Genomic DNA, 15,786 nt, shown 5'->3' with positions numbered 1-15,786 from the left:
GATTTAAATACACAATCTGCTATGGGAACTAAATTATTTGCCTTAATGACCATGCTCGTAACAGTCTGCAGCTATGCCCAGCAGGATGCCCAGTTTACGCAGTACATGTACAACACCATTACCATTAATCCCGCTTACGCGGGTTCACGCGGAGCGCTGAGCATTTTCGGCCTGTACAGAACCCAGTGGGTAGGTTTGGACGGTGCTCCTGAAACGAGCACTTTTTCCATAAATACGCCCTTAAACAGCAGCCGTTTGGGGATTGGGGTTTCGCTGATTAATGATAAAATAGGTCCGACAAATGAAAATAATTTCTCGGCGGATCTTTCCTATACGGTTCAGACCTCGGCAGATTTCAAGCTTTCCTTTGGGATCAAGGCAACGGCAAACCTGTTCAATCTGGATATTAGCAAACTCAACCCTGAAGATCAGGGTGATGCCCAGTTTCAGGATCTGGATAATAAATTTTCGCCGAATCTGGGGGCAGGAATATACTGGCATTCTGATAAGGCTTACCTAGGCTTATCGGTTCCGAATTTTATTGAGACCAATCGTTATGATGACAACGATGTAGCCATTTACAAGGATAAAATCAATTATTATCTGATGGGCGGCTATGTCTTTAATTTGGACAAGTATGAGTATTATAAATTCAAGCCTGCCGTACTGGCCAAGATGGTAGAAGGGGCGCCGCTGCAGGTTGATATTTCGGCCAATTTCATGTTCTTAGACAAATTTGTGCTGGGTGCGGCCTATAGATGGAGCGCTTCTGTGAGTGCAATGGCCGGATTCCAGATCACAGACGGCCTTTACATTGGATATGGATATGACCGGGAGACCACCAGACTCAATAATTACAATTCGGGATCCCATGAGATATTCCTGCGGTATGAATTTATCAAAAACAACAGTAAAATGACCACACCTCGTTTCTTCTAAAAACAAATGAGCATGAAAAAGCATCTATTTTTTTATACAGCCATTTTGAGCCTCTTGGGATCTGCCGGTTCTGCGCAGGAATCAAAAGTTAAGGGCGCTGATAAAAGTTACGGCAGCCTTGCCTATAAGGATGCGGCCAAATCCTATGAAAGGGCCGCAGAAAAAGGCTATAAGTCTCAAGAGATGTTTAAAAAACTGGGCAATTCGTATTATTTTAATTCAGACTATGAAGCCGCTGCAAGATGGTATGGGGAACTCTTTGCAAAGGATAGTGCAGCAGGGTCTGAATATTATTACAGATATGCCCAGTGTTTAAAATCAATTGGCGAGCTGGAGAAGGCTGGGAAAATTATGGATGAGTTTGCGGCTCTCTATAAAAATGACAGCAGGGGCAAACGCTATAAAGAAAATGCAGATTACCTCGAACAGATCAAGGCCAATTCGGGCCGTTATACGGTAGGCGATGCCGGGTTTAATTCAAAATATTCGGATTACAGCACCATAGTTCATGATAACAAAATCTATTTCGCTTCTGCCAGGGATACAGGGAATTTTGCAAAGCGGAAGCACAAATGGAATAACGAATATTTTACCAATTTATATGCGGCTGATCAGGACCCATCCGGGGCCGTAAAAATCAAATCGGTACTGAATTCAAAATTCCATGAATCCTCGCCGGTTTTTAGCAAAAACGGCCGTACGGTTTATTTTACAAGAAATAATTATGCAGAGGGGAAAAGGGGCTGGGATGAAAATAAAGTGACTTTAGTTAAGATTTACAAGGCAGAACTTGAAAATGGCAAATGGGGCAATATTGCCAGTCTTCCTTTTAACAGTGACACGTACAGCACCGCACACCCTGCCTTAAGCGATGATGGAAAGACGCTTTATTTTGCCTCGGATATGCCCGGCAGCTTTGGGCAGTCCGATATTTATAAAGTCAGCATAAACGCTAATGGAGCATACGGAATTCCCCAGAATATGGGACCAAGCATCAATACTGAAGGCAGGGAAACTTTTCCTTATGTTACCAGTGAGGATGAAATTTATTTTGCCTCTGACGGGCATCCCGGCCTTGGCGGATTAGATGTCTTTGTGGGGAAAATAGAGGACAATGGCACCATTAGCGATATCCAGAATCTCGGATCAGATATTAATTCCCCTAAAGATGATTTTGCCTATGTAATCGATCCGCTTACACGAAAAGGGTATTTCAGTTCCAATAAAGAGGGTGGGCAGGGTTCTGATGACATTTATAAGTTTACAGAAACCAGAAAACTAAAATGCATTCAAAATTTGGAAGGAATAGTAACCGATGCTCAGAGCGGTGCTTTTCTGCCCGATACAAAATTGATTCTATATGAAAAAAATGAAATCAAATTTACTGCATTCTCTGATGCGTCGGGCCTTTATAGCATACCCGCGCAGTGCGGTAAGACGTATACGATACGTGCTGAAAGGAGAACTTATGACAAAAAAGAAATAAGCGTGGCTGCAGCGGCCCTTAATGGAAAAACCAATGTTCCCATTGCCCTTAATAAAGCAGCCTGCCAGCTGGCTGTGGGCACTAATCTGGCCAAATGCTTTGGAATTAAAGTAATTTACTTTGATTTAGACAGATCCGATATTGTTGACCGGGCGGCAATGGATTTGGAAAAAATTCTGGCTGCCTTAAAGGAAAATCCCACAATGAAACTCGATATCCGCTCCCATACCGACAGCCGCGGTTCTGATAAATACAACGAATCCCTATCGCAGAGAAGAGCCAGATCAACAATGCAGTGGCTGGTTTCAAAAGGCATTGATTCCGATAGGCTGAGCGCTAAAGGATATGGGGAAAGCCAGCTAATAAATGCATGCTCGGATGGGGTGAAGTGTTCTGAAGAAGAGCATCAGGAGAATAGGCGAAGCGAATTTATTATCACTCACATCTAATTGTTTTATGATGGCTATTTTCTTCCAAAACTCTTTGCAATGCCAATTCCGATGGTCCATGTATCATAAGCATTCCATTTAAAGTCATAGCCAAAGCTTCCAAGCACTTCCCAGCCTTTCGGGAGTTCATATCCGTATTCGGCGCCTGCACGGGTGAGCAGAAAATCTTCCTCTTTGGCAAATTCACCGCCCATTCCCAGCAGAAAACTCCAATGTCCATTGAGTTTGTAAATTCCGACAAGGGCAGGAGCAATTGGATAGCTGCGCTCAATGGTTTGTTTTTCCTCACCGCCGGCAAGATTCTTCTCGACCGCAAATTTCTCAATTATAAAGTCGGTGTGCAGGCCGGCTGCCCATTTAGGGCTGAAATGATAAGTATAATCAATGCCCCAGGCAGGCAGAGAAAGCACTTCTCTTTCACCGTCCTGGTTTCTTCCTTCAAAAACATGGGCGTGGCTAAGCACTAAAGCCAGCTGGTGATGAGGGGTAAATGATTCTTCACTCTGCTGGGCCAAAGATTTGAAAGGCATTAAAAAAAGGTTTAGGCAAAAAAGAAAAAAGCCTGTTTTACTTGATTTAAAGAGCATCTGTTTTATTTTTAGGGGTTTTAAAAAAAAATGTACTGCTTACTGGAAAGGGTGCCTTGGTCCGAAGGAATATGATACGGTAAGCGAGGGTCCGTTATAGCCCCATTTAAAATACCCCTGAAGCCTTTCTTTTTGGGCATCGACCTTAAAATTCAGGCCTGTATAACCCAGAGCCAGCTCCAGATTTGGAATAACCTGATAGAGGACTGATAGATTGTAGCTGATAATCTTGCCGCTTATGTCATTTATTTTCAGCGAGAGGTAGCTCACATTTCCCGTTAAGGCCAGCTTGTCGGTAAAGGCATAGCCTCCCCATATTCCAACGTCAGGCAGGGGCGCGGTAAAATCAAATCCGTCATTATAGCCCAATTCTGCTGTGGCTCCTGCAAGGCTGATCCCGACATCGCTTCTCAGGATATGGGCACCTATCATCAGTCCAAGCTCATATTTTGGATCCAGAAGCAGGGCGTAGCCGTATGAAAAACGATAGATGCTGGTTTCAAAGAAAGAGTGTACACTGGCATCCACCGGATAGGTATGGTCCCCGAATTCAATATCCCTTTTGAGCTGGTAGGAAGTTGTTCTTTTCAGATGAAAATAACTCAGGTCAAATCTGGACCGCCGAGAGGCACGCCACTGGATGTCACTTAAAAAAGTACTCGATGATTTTCGAAAACCCAGATCATCTTCAAAATCAATCTCGGTGCCGAAGGTGCCGTTTTGGCTGCCCACCTCGATAGTGGTATTGTTGACCGGAATAAAAAGCCCGACAGTTGCCTTTATGCGTCTGGCAAACCAAGGGGGGACAGGTTTTGTTCTTTGGTATAAATAATCGTCTGCCTTACTCTGCACAGAAATGTTATTTTCGGACAAGTAAAAGCTGCTGCTGTCGGCTAAATGGTCTGTCTGCTGCGCAGCTGTTTTAAACGGCAGGAGCCACACTCCAATGAGAAGCGCACACATTGTTGCATATTTAAGTTTCATAAGTTTTCATTAATTATTACCAGTTTGAATTTTCAACACTGTCTTTATAAAAATAAAATGGAGATATTCATTGCTATTGAAATATCTCCATTTTACCCACTAACTTAATCTAGTCTCTTTTCATAGCTCTTTTTGCTTCGCTGTTTAAATCAGTATATTCGATTTTGCCCACGTTAATGCCTACTCCAAGAATTTCACCTCCTTTAAATTCTCCTGGAGTTTTATATTCGCTGCTAACGGCATCGCCGCTGTCAAATCCGACACAGAGCCCGTCTCCTGATAGCGTGAATTTACCGCTTTGGGTTCTCATTGGACCGGAAGCCACTTCTTTTCCGTCAATGTATAGTTTCATTGTTCCTAGTGATTCGCCGTTTGGGCCTGCTTTTTCACGGGTAAATTCCATACCGAAGACATGTTTTCCAGGCGTAATATCAACATTTGAAACGAATTTCTGTTCTGGCGGGATTCCTAAGAAATTGTACACATAATATAATTTTTTGTTTTTCAAAAACAGGGAGTGTCCTCCAAAACGGGATCCGTGAGCAAAAATTACTCCCGAAGCATTCGCATCTTTTACATCGACATCGGCAACAATTTTATAATTGCGGCCTCGCACATTTACCGCAACGCCTTCAGGCACCGGTGCGGTTCCAGGATAGTAAACGTACTGGTCGCGTGGAGCTTCTGAGGAAGGTCTCTCAATTCCCAAAATTTCGATGGCAGCGCGGTCATCCAATGGCAATACAAGATTTTTAGCCGCTTCTGTATTCCAGTCGGCAATCAATTCTTTTAATTTTTCAGGATTTTTCTTAGCTAAATTGTTGCTTTCAGCTCTATCGACATCGGTATTATATAGCTCCCAGACGTCATTATCAAAGTTCCCTTTTCCAACAAGCGGTGCGTGAAGGGCAACTGCTTTCCATCCGTCTTTCCATAAAGCGCGGCTTCCCAGCATAGCAAAATACTGGATGTGTTTTTGGGTTTTTGCATCGGGAGCAGCGTCAAATGTATAACGCATAGACACTCCAGATAATGGGTACTGCGGAACTCCTTTGTAGACTTTAGGCATTTCTACGCCGCAGATGTCAAGCAATGTCGGAACGATATCCGTTGAATGGTGAAATTGATTTCGGACTTCGCCTTTTGCCTTAATCCCTTTAGGCCATGAAATTACCAGCGGGTCACAAGTTCCTCCTGCATACTGGCTGTATCTTTTGAACATTTTAAAAGGAGTTGAGAAAGCGGCCGCCCATCCTGTAGGATAGTGTTCGTAAGTATCAGGACCTCCTAATTTGTCAATGAGCTTTAAATTTTCTTTCAATTCGTCCGGATATCCATTGAAGAATTTGTTCTCGTTTACAGAACCTGAAGGAGAGCCTTCTCCCGAAGCTCCATTATCTGCGGCATAAATGATAACGGTGTTTTCCAGCTGACCGGTTTTTTCCAAATAATCAATTACGCGTCCCACCTGGGCATCGGTATATTCTGAAAATCCGGCGTACACTTCAGCCAATTTTGAGAATAGTCTCTTTTCGTCGGCGCTTAATTTATTCCATTCTAGAACAGCGTCGCCTTCATTGGCAACATTCTTAGGCAGAGGATTAAATGGAGCGTACTTAGTCCCGGCAGGAATCACTCCTTTTGCTATCATACGAGGCAGAACCCATTGTCTGTACGCTTCATAACCGTCATCGAATTTTCCTTTGTATTTATCTATATATTCCTGCGGGGCATGGTGCGGCGCGTGATTGGCACCTGGACAGTACCACATAAACCAAGGCTTGGACGGATTGGTTGCCTGCTGGTCGCGAAGATATTCTAAAGCATGGTCTGCTAAATCTTTAGACAAATGATATCCTTCTTCCGGGCTTGCCGGAGCATCAACAAAATGATTGTCCTCCACTAAATCTGGATACCATTGATTGGTCTCTCCTCCAAGAAATCCGTAATATCGGTCAAATCCCATCTGCAGGGGCCAAGTGCTGCGATTTCCTCCAGATGCTACATCCTGCTCTGGAACGTTATGGTCTTTTCCGATCCAAAAAGTGCTCCAGCCGTTATCCTGCAAAACCTGCCCGATAGTAGTTACCTGTTTTGGCAGCCTGCCGCTTGCTCCCGGGTATCCTGCCGCAGTTTCGGTAATTGCCGCCATTCCGTTTAGATGGTGGTTGCGGCCTGTTAATAATGTAGAACGTGTTGGCGAGCATAAGGCAGTGGTATGCCATTGCGTATATATCAGACCGTTATCTGCCAATTTCTGCATGGTGGGCATATTAATAGCTCCTCCATATGGGGACCATGCAGCCAATCCAGTATCATCGTATAATATAAATAAGATATTCGGGGCGCCCTTTGGGGCTACCTTGGGCGTATAAGGAGCCCAGTCTTCTTTAGAATCGCGAACATCAAGACTGATTTTTCCTTTAAATGTCTCCTTAGTTACCTGCTGGGGATCTGCCTGTGCCAGTATTCTATAAGGCACGCTGAAGAAAAATAGGCATAAAGCTAAAAGCATTGCGCTTTTTTTAGGTTTGGTATTTTTTTTGGCGTTCATAATGATTTGTATTAGTTAATATTAAATCTATTTCATTACTGAGAAAATAACAGCCCGGGAAAAAGGTCTTTTTACAATACAGCAGAGCCATCTATGGGGCTTTCAAAATTGCTTGGGCTGGTAGAACAAAAAAATGTAAGGCAGGTAGTTTTTTAAAGCATAAGCTAAGTTAAGTAAAAAAAAAATAAGTAAATGCATTGATATTTAAATATTTGATGTTTTTGTTAGCAGATTGTTCCTGTTAATTAAAATTTAAAAAAAAAGATCTCTAAAAATTGATTTTTATTCTTAATTATTTTATTTTTAATGTTTTATGTAAGTTTACGGTTTTAAGGAACTAGCAGGCAGATAAATTTTATTTGTAAGAAGTGAATTTTCCGTATCGGGAATTATACATAGATAATTCCTATAATTAACAAAGGGTGTATGTTTTGTTTTTTTATTAATCTAAAATCATTTATAATGGAAGACGTAAATAGAACAGTAAGAAAAGCCGCCATATGGTGCCTGTCGGGAATTTTATTAATTTCCTTTGAAGCCGCAGCGCAGCGCCATCGAGGGGGAGCGAACAGGCCAGCTGCAGGCGCCCATTCCAGACCCGCACCAAAAGCAAGACCGTCTGCTGCTTCTAGGCCAGCCGCTTCAAGGCCGGCCGCTTCAAAACCAGCGGCAGCAAGGCCGAAAAACAGCAGTGCGGCAGTGACAAGAACCAAGCCTGCTGCGGGCGGCAATTCCAAAATAAACAATAAGAAAAGCACGGTAAACCGAAATTCGGGGATTGCAAAGAATACTTCAGGCAGAAATGTGAATGGGAAGGCAGGCACCGCCAATAGAAATAAAAATACCAATATCAGCGGGAACACGGTCAATAGAAATAGAAATAACATCAGTATTGACAGGAGCAGGGATATTAACATCAACCACAATAGAAATACCGTAGTGAGAAGAAATACCGTTGTTTATGCGCGTCCTCCTTACCGTTATGGCGGTTACAGGTACAATACGTACCATCCGTATTATTTCCATCCCTACAGGCCTTTCTATTGGGGGCCGGTCTGGCATCCGTGGGGATTTTTTGTAACCACGTTGGCCGTCACCGCCATTGTGGTGAGTGTTGAAAACAATCAGTACCATTATGATCAAGGGGTATGGTATGCACCTTCCAATGGGGGGTACACCGCTGTGCCGGCACCCGTCGGGGGAACGGTAAACAATATTCCCAGCGGTGCTGAAACGGTCAATACCGGGACAGTCAACAATTATTACTATGGAGGGACGTATTATGAAAAAGAAGGGAGCACTTATAAAGTGGTAGCTCCAACAGCGGGCACACTGGTGGATAATCTGCCCGATGGAGGTGAAGAGGTTACCATTGGAGATGTGAAATATGTAAAATTTGGAGAAACCTATTACCAGCCCGTACAAGTTGATGGCAAAAACAAATACGAAGTTGTTTTGGTCGAAGAAGACAAATAATTTTATGCACGGACGTTTTTCTGTGAAATATGTCTGGTCTGGGAATAGATAAGATGAAAACGTAATAAATTAATGCCTTCAAATTAAGAGAATGAACAGAAATGGAGAAATAATAGTGATAGAGGACGACGAGGATGACAGGCTTATGCTTGGGGAAATTTTTGAGAGCCTGGATATTCCCAGTAAAGTGACCTATTTTTCTGATCCAACTAAGGTTATGGGGTATTTGTCCGGTACAAAGGTGAAGCCTTTCCTTATATTGTCGGATATCAATATGCCGGGGCTCAACGGCTACCAGCTCAGGGAAAAAATTCTCAGTGATGGGGAATTGGAAAAAAAATGCGTGCCGTATATTTTTCTGTCCACCTCAAAGGCTCCTTTGGATGTGGAAAAGGCATTTTCGTATCCCATACACGGCTATTTTGAGAAAAAATTTGATTTTAAGGAGTATCAGAATATTATCAGTGGGATTGTGCAATACGGGAAGAACAGCAGCACGCTTAATCTTTAATTTAAGCAGAGCCGGGTTAAAAGGCGCGGCGTTGCATTAGAATTTTTAAAATAACCAGCGCATAAATAAAATCAGATAAGATGAAAAAAACAAATAATGCAAGACCTTCCAAACTGCTACTGTTTTTTGCTTTGCTGATCCTGGTGGCGGGCTGCAAAAAAGACAGCCTGAAACAAGAAAATCCTGCCCCAGACATCAGACAGCCTTCAGCATCGGGCATGGATCCTCTGCCTTCATGGAACGACACTAAAGTAAAAAAACAAATTCTGGCATACATCGCAGATGTGACCAATTCGGAAAGCTCAAATTTTATCCCGGTAAAAGACCGTGTTGCCGTTTTTGACAATGATGGAACCTTATGGGCTGAACAGCCGTTTTATTTCCAGCTTTTCTTCGCTATGGACCAGGTAAGAGCCGCCGCTTCCAAACATCCTGAATGGAAAAATAAACAGCCCTTTAAGGATGTTCTGGAAAATAATATGCCCGGGCTTCTTAAACAAGGCAAAGCAGGGCTGCTTGAGATCATTGCCGCAAGCCATTCAGGAATGACAACCGACCAGTTCGAATCTGACGTAAAAAAATGGATCAGCACAGCGCAGCATCCCACAAAAAAGAAATTATACACTCAGCTCATTTATCAGCCGATGCTTGAGCTGGTAAGATTTCTGCAGGCCAGAGAGTTTAAGGTATTCATTGTTTCAGGCGGGGGAATTGATTTTATGCGCGCATGGGCAGAGGATATCTACGGCATTCCCAAAGACCAGATTGTGGGGAGCACCCTGCAGGCTAAATATGAGTATAACAATGGAAATCCTGTAATTACCAAGCTTGCCGCTCTTGATTTTAATGATGATAAAGAAGCAAAACCTGCAGCAATAGAAAAGTATATAGGCAGAAAGCCCGTATTTGCGGCGGGGAACTCTGACGGTGACCTGCAGATGCTGCAATGGACCGCCTCCAATAAATATAAAAATTTTGAACTCTATGTGCATCACACGGATTCGGTTCGCGAGTGGGCCTATGACAGGAAATCTCCCATCGGAGCTTTGGATAAAGGTTTAGATCAGGGGAAAGCTGAAAACTGGGCTTTTGCAGATATAAAAACGGACTGGAAAGCCGTTTTTGCGGCCGATCAAAAAAAATGATATGAAATGGTTTATATATTCCATGCCGTTAAAATATTTGGCCGCAGCAGGGTCTTCTTGATAAAGGCCCTATAGGATTTCTTTATCTCTGTTAAGGGACAGCCGTAAAAGCAGCGAGATCTGCATATTCATTTTAACATCAATTTCAATTATGAGCCGGTTTAGCAAGTTTTTTATTTCATTCTGCACGCTTACAGCATTTCAGGCAGCAAGCGGCCAGCAGGAAGCACCCTATACGGTCGGATTCATTCCGGCTTCAATATCGGAGGCCGATATTGCTTTTCCCGTTTATGAAAAATGGCACCTGAGCGCGCAGACCGATATGCAGCTGGTAACCCAGGGCTCTTATGATACAAAGAATCCCTTTGAATATACCCAGCGGGTGGTAGTGAGACCCTGGCTTATCTATTCGGGGTTTAAGAATATAAAGCTGTGGCTGGGATACGCTCACAACCAGAAATATGCCGTGCGGGAAATGGGCAATTATGAAACCTTAGAAAACAGGCTTATCCTAATGGGCACTTTTTCCCAGAATATGCCCAGAGGAAATATTTTTGAGCAGGTTCGTTTTGAAACTAAATTTTTTGATGACCGCAATGGGGTCCATCAGACTGTTCCCAGGATCAGAATGAGGTTTGGAGTGAACCATTTTTTACCCCAAAGCAAAAGCAAACCTCTTTTTTTGGCTCCAAACATTGGGTATTATGCCGAATTAATGCTCAAATTTGCTTCCAAGGATTACGCCACGGAGCATTTTGACATCTTTAGGCTCTCGGCATACTACACCGCCGGGATTACTCCCAATATCCATTTTTTAGCGGGCATTATCGGGCAGATGCAGCTTCGCACAAACGGGACACAGTTTGATGTTTATTACGGTCCGATGGTGTCGATTAAGTATACTGTCAAACCCAAGGAAAGGGAGACTTTTGACAGTGTGGACGGTGGAGCGGACTGATTGTTTTGTTTTGGTTGGTGAAAATGTTTTACTCTAATATTAAACCTTATTGATATGAAAAAAATTTTAAGGCAGGTGGAGCGCAACTGCATATCGGGGGCTCTGGTGCTGCTCCCTCTGGTTGTTTTTTTTATGATACTGAAAAAAGTCTGGTTCTTTTTCCAGAACTACGGAGAAAAAGCCGCCCATCTATTCCGCTTTGATCAGATTCTGGGCGTATTTGCCAGCGACATTATCGGGGGTATTCTACTGCTGCTGCTCTTATATTTCAGCGGTTATCTGCTGCACCTGACCTATATCAGAAAATTTACCGGATGGATCGATGATAAGCTGATGGTCTTCCTGCCGGGATATGAAAAGAATAAAAAAATAGCAGAGGATAAACTAAAGGCAAAAGAAAAAAAAGCAAGCACCGATCTGCCGGTGCTCTTAAAGAATGGGGATTATTGGCAGCCTGCGCATCTGATAGAAGAAGGTGAAGGGGGAAGCGCGGTTGTTTTTGTCCCTGCAGCGCCTTCTAAAGAACATGGGCAGATTTTTCTTGTAAGCGCTAAAGATATAAAACGCCTTCCCAACAGCACGCTGGCAGAGATTGACGGCAGTATAAAATCACGCGGAAGAGGACTGATAGATTTAAGTTAGTGCTGCCTCACAGACTAAGGTCCCGGCATAATGCCGTAATAGTCAGCCATAACAGTTCAGAGCAAATAACAGCAATAAGCATGCTGCAGATAAAATGTAACTTGGCATAAACTTTAGCATGGAAGAATTATGGGAAAGAAAATAGCGTTAATGTTCCTTATTGGGTTTTCGCATAGTTACAGCCAGTCAGATAAGCTGAATCAATTCTGGAACGAATATGCATTTACTGCAGATCTCAGCCAGAATTGGGTTCTTGAACTTGATGCGGGCTTAAGTTCGAGCAGTATTCCGGATAATCCGAATATGTTTCACAATATTACGCAGGTCTATTTCAGGGCCTGGGCGCATTATTATCCGGCCCAGAGATGGAAACTTTCTATTTTCTATGCTTATTTCGGCAACAGGAACGTTCCGGAATTAAGCCAGGAAAATACTCCTGAATTACGAAGTGCAGTTCAGGTCACCTATAGTTTATTTACCCAAAAAAGCTTTAAGGTGAACCTTCGTGGCAGGTTTGAGGACAGGCATCTTAAAAACGAATCTTCAAATTTTGAAGCCGTAGAACGTTTTCGGTTTCAGGTCAAGGCCGTATATCCGCTTAACTTTTTAAAAGTAAATAAAATTCCAATTTATTCATTTGCATCTGACGAAGTTTTTTTCAAAACCAAAAGCGCGGTAAGCGGACCTGATTTTTTTGACCGCAACCGCTTTACCGTGGGGCTCGGCATATCACTCAATAATGATATCCAGATTGAGCCTTCGTATGCGCGCGAGGTAATGCCTAGAGAAACTTCGGATCAGCTTGTCAATGCCTTTCAGCTTAATTTTATTTTTAATAATTTCTTTTCTAACCTTACAAAATCATTTAAGCGGACCAAAACAAGCGTTGATGACGGAAGCAGCGGAATTTAAGCAAAAGGGGCATGAAAGATCACGTTCTTACTTTCTTTTGCAAAACCCTGAAGATGTGCAGTCCGTTGGGGCACCTATTATGAAAAAGACGTTAATGTCTGTAAAGTTGCAGTTCCGGCAGCCAATGCAATTCCAGAAAGGCTGCCAAAAAAGGGAGGCAAGCAGCTGCCATCGGAGATGTTAAGTGCATCAAATTTGGAGAAGCATATCAGATCGTACATGCAGAAGACGGAAAAACAAGTGCGAAGCGCTACAAGCTGAGAAAGAAATCTGATTTTTAAAAAACATTAAACAATACCAAAATTATTGACCATGAAGAATAAACCCTTTTGGCTTTTTGCGGCCCTGGCACTTTTCATTATTTCACTTGCTTACGGTTACACTAAATTAATCGTGCCTAAAAAAGAAACAGCAGATGCTGTGCAATGTCATGAAACTCCAAATATAGGATCGCCTTCTACATTTCAACCAACCATTGAAAACAAGCACAAACCAGCAGGAAAAGCGCCCAAAGGCATGGTCTGGATTCCCGGCGGAGAATTTTCTATGGGAAGCAGTGCTGAAGATGAAAGTTTGTGCAGCATCAAAGGGGTTACAAAAGATGCCGCGCCAATACACCGCGTGTATGTTGACGGTTATTATATGGATGAATCCGAAGTAACTAACGAAGAGTTTGAAAAATTTGTTAAAGCAACCGGATATGTAACTGTTGCAGAACAAAAACCGACAAAAGAAGAGTTTCCTGATGCAAGCGAAGAAGATTTAATTACGGGTTCCGCGGTATTTACCCCTGCTTCATCTGCAGTTAATTTGAATAATTTTCTGCAGTGGTGGCGCTATGAACCCGGCGCTGACTGGAGGCATCCTGAAGGACCTCAAAGCACTATTAAAGGAAAGGGAAATTATCCTGTAGTTCACGTAGTTTACGAGGATGCTGCCGCATATGCAAAATGGGCTGGAAAAAGGCTTCCGACAGAAGCAGAATGGGAATTTGCCGCACGTGGGGGAAAAACTGGAAATTTATACGTTTGGGGAAATGATTTAAAACCTAAAGGGAAATTTCAAGCCAATATTTACCAAGGGCATTTCCCAATAAAAGATCGCGATACGGGAGAAGACGGATTTAAAGGAATTGCTCCAACAAAACAATACGCTCCAAATGGATATGGTTTGTATGATATGGCTGGAAATGTTTGGGAATGGGTAAATGACTGGTACAGCATAGATTATTACAGAACCTTGGCAGAAAGCGGCAAAACAGCCAAAAATCCGCAAGGGCCAGACGCTTATTATGATCCCAGCGATCCCACACAAATAAAACGCGTGCACAGAGGCGGCTCATTTTTATGCACAGACCAATATTGCACCAGATATATGGTTGGAACCAGGGGAAAAGGGGAAATCAGATCTGCAGCAAACCATGTTGGTTTCAGATGTGTGAAAGACAAATAGCATTTATCGTTCTGCTTCATCGAACCGGCTTGAGAGCTGTTATTTTCTAAAGTAAGCCGCTTTGAAAAAAATAAGCAGTAATTTAGAAAACTCAGCTGTGTTATAAATGGCATTATTTGTTTTTCAGGCTCAAATCATATAGAAAGGTAAATAAGATGGCAACTAGAGTTAAAATAATTCCGAGATGTAAATTATTGCAGAGGTAATGAACTCCGTTTATTTTAAAAATTAATAGAAAATTTGCGGGAAACAATAGTCCTGCAACTGTAAATACAGACCCTGAAATCATTAAAAGCAGAATTAGGTACTTCATGAAAAATTCTATTTGCGTGAGTTGCAAATATAGAAAATAAGTATCTCTTTTTGGGTTAAAATATTGGTTTTTAGATTTTTAGAGTGTGTTTTTTTTGTTTTTAAAATGAACCGGCTTTTAATTGAGAATGCAGCAATTTAAAGATGATAAATTTATAAAGTAATAATTCTGGGCCGCATTTTGAAGAGCGAATGCTCTGCGATTTTCAGTAGGCAAGAATTTGATCTTAATGATTTAACAGGCATATAGAAAGTTATCCGTCACAAGTATGCCACAATAGTTGGAATGGCAGATTTTTTGAAATAATGCTAAATTTTTTGCAGCAGAAATAGTATCAGCTCCAAAGAACAGGCGCCATGTTTTGGCGCAAAATTAGGCTGTCCAAAAAATCTTTAAAAGACCGCTGATTTTCTTTCGGTAAAATTAAAGGCAGCCCCAACATGGGGGCGCTGCCGGCAAGATCTATAGGAAGAAAATTATTTATCTTAAAATTATGGAATGGCTGAAATCTTTTTGGCATTTATGCACTACATTTGATAAGCACAAAACCGATTCAAGATGATAAGTTCAGAGAATTCCCGCCCGTCCGCTGAAGGGGTAAATGAAAAAGAGCCTGTAAAGATTATACTGGCCGAGGATGATAAGGACGATCAGGAATTATTCATCGATGCCCTGGATGAGGCGCAGGTCCCCTCAGAGGTAACCACCGTTGAAAACGGGCAGCAGCTCATGGACAGCCTCAGAGACAAATCCCAGCCAGATCCCGATATTATTTTTATAGATGTCAATATGCCTGTTAAGGGGGGCAGGCAGGCGCTGGAAGAAATAAGGGGCGATAAAGATTTTCGGGACATTCCTGCCGTTATGATCTCCACCTGGAGCCATCCTTCGGATATTGAAGAGAGCTTTGAAAAGGGGGCGGACCTTTATGTCCAGAAGCCCAATTCTTTTGCAGGCTTTGTGATGGTGATAAAGAAAGTCTTCTTTCTGCACTGGGCAAAAGCTTTATTGAGGCCGGCCATAAATTTATTTTTTGTTTCGGAAAAGAATACCTCCCAGGGTGACTTCTAAGGGCTTTTGCCTGCGTTATACGTCTATTTTGCCCTTGTGATGCTGCTTTAGCCATTTTTCCATTTTCTGGAGCAGCTGGATCTGCTCTGGATCCCCTGAGGGGTCTGAAAGCCCGGTGATGGTTCTCTTGTAATTGAATCTTTTATCTTCGAAAAGGCAGGTGAATTTCGGAAACTCGTTGTGGGATACCAGCCAGGTGTCCTTTCCTGCATTTTCAATTTTAAATTTTTTCATTTCCGTCATCTTTTTAATCTCTGCAGACAATCAGCTGCGAATGCATCTGGGCTGTTTTTTGCCGCTCAGTTTT

The 15,786-nt window shown here is 42.5% G+C and carries 15 protein-coding genes; 10 read left to right on the top strand and 5 right to left on the bottom strand.

The genetic code is table 11. The features are described from left to right. Positions 1-21 precede the first annotated feature (21 nt). Together BM289_RS03695 and BM289_RS03690 are read left to right on the top strand one after the other, a co-directional pair. A complete protein-coding gene (locus tag BM289_RS03695; RefSeq protein WP_091490957.1) occupies positions 22-939 on the top strand; it encodes a PorP/SprF family type IX secretion system membrane protein in 918 nt (305 codons plus the stop codon). Between the two features lie 12 nt (positions 940-951). Continuing rightward, on the top strand, positions 952-2,874 hold the full coding sequence (locus BM289_RS03690; RefSeq protein WP_091490955.1) for an OmpA family protein: 1,923 nt from the start codon (positions 952-954) through the stop codon (positions 2,872-2,874). 14 nt (positions 2,875-2,888) lie between these two features. Here the strand turns inward: BM289_RS03690 and BM289_RS03685 are convergent, their stop codons facing one another. The 4 genes from BM289_RS03685 to BM289_RS25780 all read right to left on the bottom strand — a co-directional run bounded on the left by BM289_RS03685 (position 2,889) and on the right by BM289_RS25780 (position 7,886). Beyond that, positions 2,889-3,461, bottom strand: a complete 573-nt coding sequence (locus tag BM289_RS03685; protein WP_143102039.1) for a hypothetical protein — start codon at positions 3,459-3,461, stop codon at positions 2,889-2,891. A 39-nt stretch (positions 3,462-3,500) separates the two neighbouring features. After that, positions 3,501-4,445, bottom strand: a complete 945-nt coding sequence (locus BM289_RS03680; protein WP_091490952.1) for a hypothetical protein — start codon at positions 4,443-4,445, stop codon at positions 3,501-3,503. 109 nt (positions 4,446-4,554) lie between these two features. Beyond that, positions 4,555-6,999: an arylsulfatase gene (locus tag BM289_RS03675; RefSeq protein WP_208610229.1), complete on the bottom strand. Its 2,445-nt coding sequence runs from the start codon at positions 6,997-6,999 to the stop codon at positions 4,555-4,557. A gap of 389 nt (positions 7,000-7,388) precedes the next feature. After that, the gene (locus BM289_RS25780; RefSeq protein ID WP_317043561.1) at positions 7,389-7,886 is read right to left on the bottom strand and encodes a hypothetical protein; all 498 of its coding nucleotides are present in this window, start codon (positions 7,884-7,886) and stop codon (positions 7,389-7,391) included. Between BM289_RS25780 and BM289_RS03670 the strand changes: the two genes are divergently transcribed. The 8 genes from BM289_RS03670 (at position 7,804) to BM289_RS03630 (ending at position 15,479) form a co-directional block, all read left to right on the top strand. Beyond that, the gene (locus BM289_RS03670) at positions 7,804-8,475 is read left to right on the top strand and encodes a DUF6515 family protein (RefSeq protein ID WP_317043559.1); all 672 of its coding nucleotides are present in this window, start codon (positions 7,804-7,806) and stop codon (positions 8,473-8,475) included. The two genes, BM289_RS25780 and BM289_RS03670, sit on opposite strands and share 83 nt — an antisense overlap. A 91-nt stretch (positions 8,476-8,566) precedes the next feature. Then, positions 8,567-8,986, top strand: a complete 420-nt coding sequence (locus BM289_RS03665) for a response regulator (RefSeq protein ID WP_091490948.1) — start codon at positions 8,567-8,569, stop codon at positions 8,984-8,986. Between the two features lie 80 nt (positions 8,987-9,066). Then, positions 9,067-10,131 carry an HAD family hydrolase gene (locus BM289_RS03660; protein ID WP_091490947.1) on the top strand — a complete coding sequence of 355 codons (1,065 nt, stop codon included), beginning with the start codon at positions 9,067-9,069 and terminating at the stop codon, positions 10,129-10,131. A gap of 151 nt (positions 10,132-10,282) precedes the next feature. Then, positions 10,283-11,089: a DUF2490 domain-containing protein gene (locus BM289_RS03655; protein WP_091490945.1), complete on the top strand. Its 807-nt coding sequence runs from the start codon at positions 10,283-10,285 to the stop codon at positions 11,087-11,089. Positions 11,090-11,143: 54 nt separating this feature from the next. Further along, the gene (locus tag BM289_RS03650) at positions 11,144-11,731 is read left to right on the top strand and encodes a hypothetical protein (protein ID WP_091490943.1); all 588 of its coding nucleotides are present in this window, start codon (positions 11,144-11,146) and stop codon (positions 11,729-11,731) included. A gap of 129 nt (positions 11,732-11,860) precedes the next feature. Further along, entirely contained in the window at positions 11,861-12,643 is a 783-nt protein-coding gene (locus BM289_RS03645) for a DUF2490 domain-containing protein (RefSeq protein WP_091490942.1), read from the top strand. Positions 12,644-12,955: 312 nt separating this feature from the next. Next, positions 12,956-14,095, top strand: coding sequence for a formylglycine-generating enzyme family protein (locus tag BM289_RS03640; protein WP_091490940.1), 1,140 nt, complete (start codon positions 12,956-12,958; stop codon positions 14,093-14,095). 871 nt (positions 14,096-14,966) lie between these two features. Next, positions 14,967-15,479 (top strand): response regulator, encoded by a 513-nt coding sequence (locus BM289_RS03630; protein WP_091490936.1) that lies wholly within the window; start codon positions 14,967-14,969, stop codon positions 15,477-15,479. Between the two features lie 15 nt (positions 15,480-15,494). On the opposite strand, the gene BM289_RS03625 is transcribed toward BM289_RS03630, so the two are convergent. Next, positions 15,495-15,713 (bottom strand): hypothetical protein, encoded by a 219-nt coding sequence (locus tag BM289_RS03625; protein WP_143102038.1) that lies wholly within the window; start codon positions 15,711-15,713, stop codon positions 15,495-15,497. Positions 15,714-15,786 lie beyond the last annotated feature (73 nt).

Origin of the sequence: Flavobacterium phragmitis (assembly GCF_900112575.1) — a bacterium.
GTDB classification, from domain to species: domain Bacteria; phylum Bacteroidota; class Bacteroidia; order Flavobacteriales; family Flavobacteriaceae; genus Flavobacterium; species Flavobacterium phragmitis.
Note: the sequence above shows the minus strand (reverse complement) of the source record. Positions and strands in the feature narration are given on the sequence as shown.

Bases quoted from the DNA above. Each gene is read 5' to 3' on its own strand.
- BM289_RS03625 (WP_143102038.1), bottom strand. From the start codon at position 15,713: ATGAAAAAATTTAAAATTGAAAATGCAGGAAAGGACACCTGGCTGGTA.
- BM289_RS03695 (WP_091490957.1), top strand. From the start codon at position 22: ATGGGAACTAAATTATTTGCCTTAATGACCATGCTCGTAACAGTCTGC.
- BM289_RS03645 (WP_091490942.1), top strand. From the start codon at position 11,861: ATGGGAAAGAAAATAGCGTTAATGTTCCTTATTGGGTTTTCGCATAGT.
- BM289_RS03675 (WP_208610229.1), bottom strand. From the start codon at position 6,999: ATGAACGCCAAAAAAAATACCAAACCTAAAAAAAGCGCAATGCTTTTA.
- BM289_RS25780 (WP_317043561.1), bottom strand. From the start codon at position 7,886: ATGTTATTTCTATTTCTATTGACCGTGTTCCCGCTGATATTGGTATTT.
- BM289_RS03655 (WP_091490945.1), top strand. From the start codon at position 10,283: ATGAGCCGGTTTAGCAAGTTTTTTATTTCATTCTGCACGCTTACAGCA.
- BM289_RS03630 (WP_091490936.1), top strand. From the start codon at position 14,967: ATGATAAGTTCAGAGAATTCCCGCCCGTCCGCTGAAGGGGTAAATGAA.
- BM289_RS03650 (WP_091490943.1), top strand. From the start codon at position 11,144: ATGAAAAAAATTTTAAGGCAGGTGGAGCGCAACTGCATATCGGGGGCT.
- BM289_RS03680 (WP_091490952.1), bottom strand. From the start codon at position 4,445: ATGAAACTTAAATATGCAACAATGTGTGCGCTTCTCATTGGAGTGTGG.
- BM289_RS03690 (WP_091490955.1), top strand. From the start codon at position 952: ATGAAAAAGCATCTATTTTTTTATACAGCCATTTTGAGCCTCTTGGGA.
- BM289_RS03640 (WP_091490940.1), top strand. From the start codon at position 12,956: ATGAAGAATAAACCCTTTTGGCTTTTTGCGGCCCTGGCACTTTTCATT.
- BM289_RS03685 (WP_143102039.1), bottom strand. From the start codon at position 3,461: ATGCTCTTTAAATCAAGTAAAACAGGCTTTTTTCTTTTTTGCCTAAAC.
- BM289_RS03665 (WP_091490948.1), top strand. From the start codon at position 8,567: ATGAACAGAAATGGAGAAATAATAGTGATAGAGGACGACGAGGATGAC.
- BM289_RS03660 (WP_091490947.1), top strand. From the start codon at position 9,067: ATGAAAAAAACAAATAATGCAAGACCTTCCAAACTGCTACTGTTTTTT.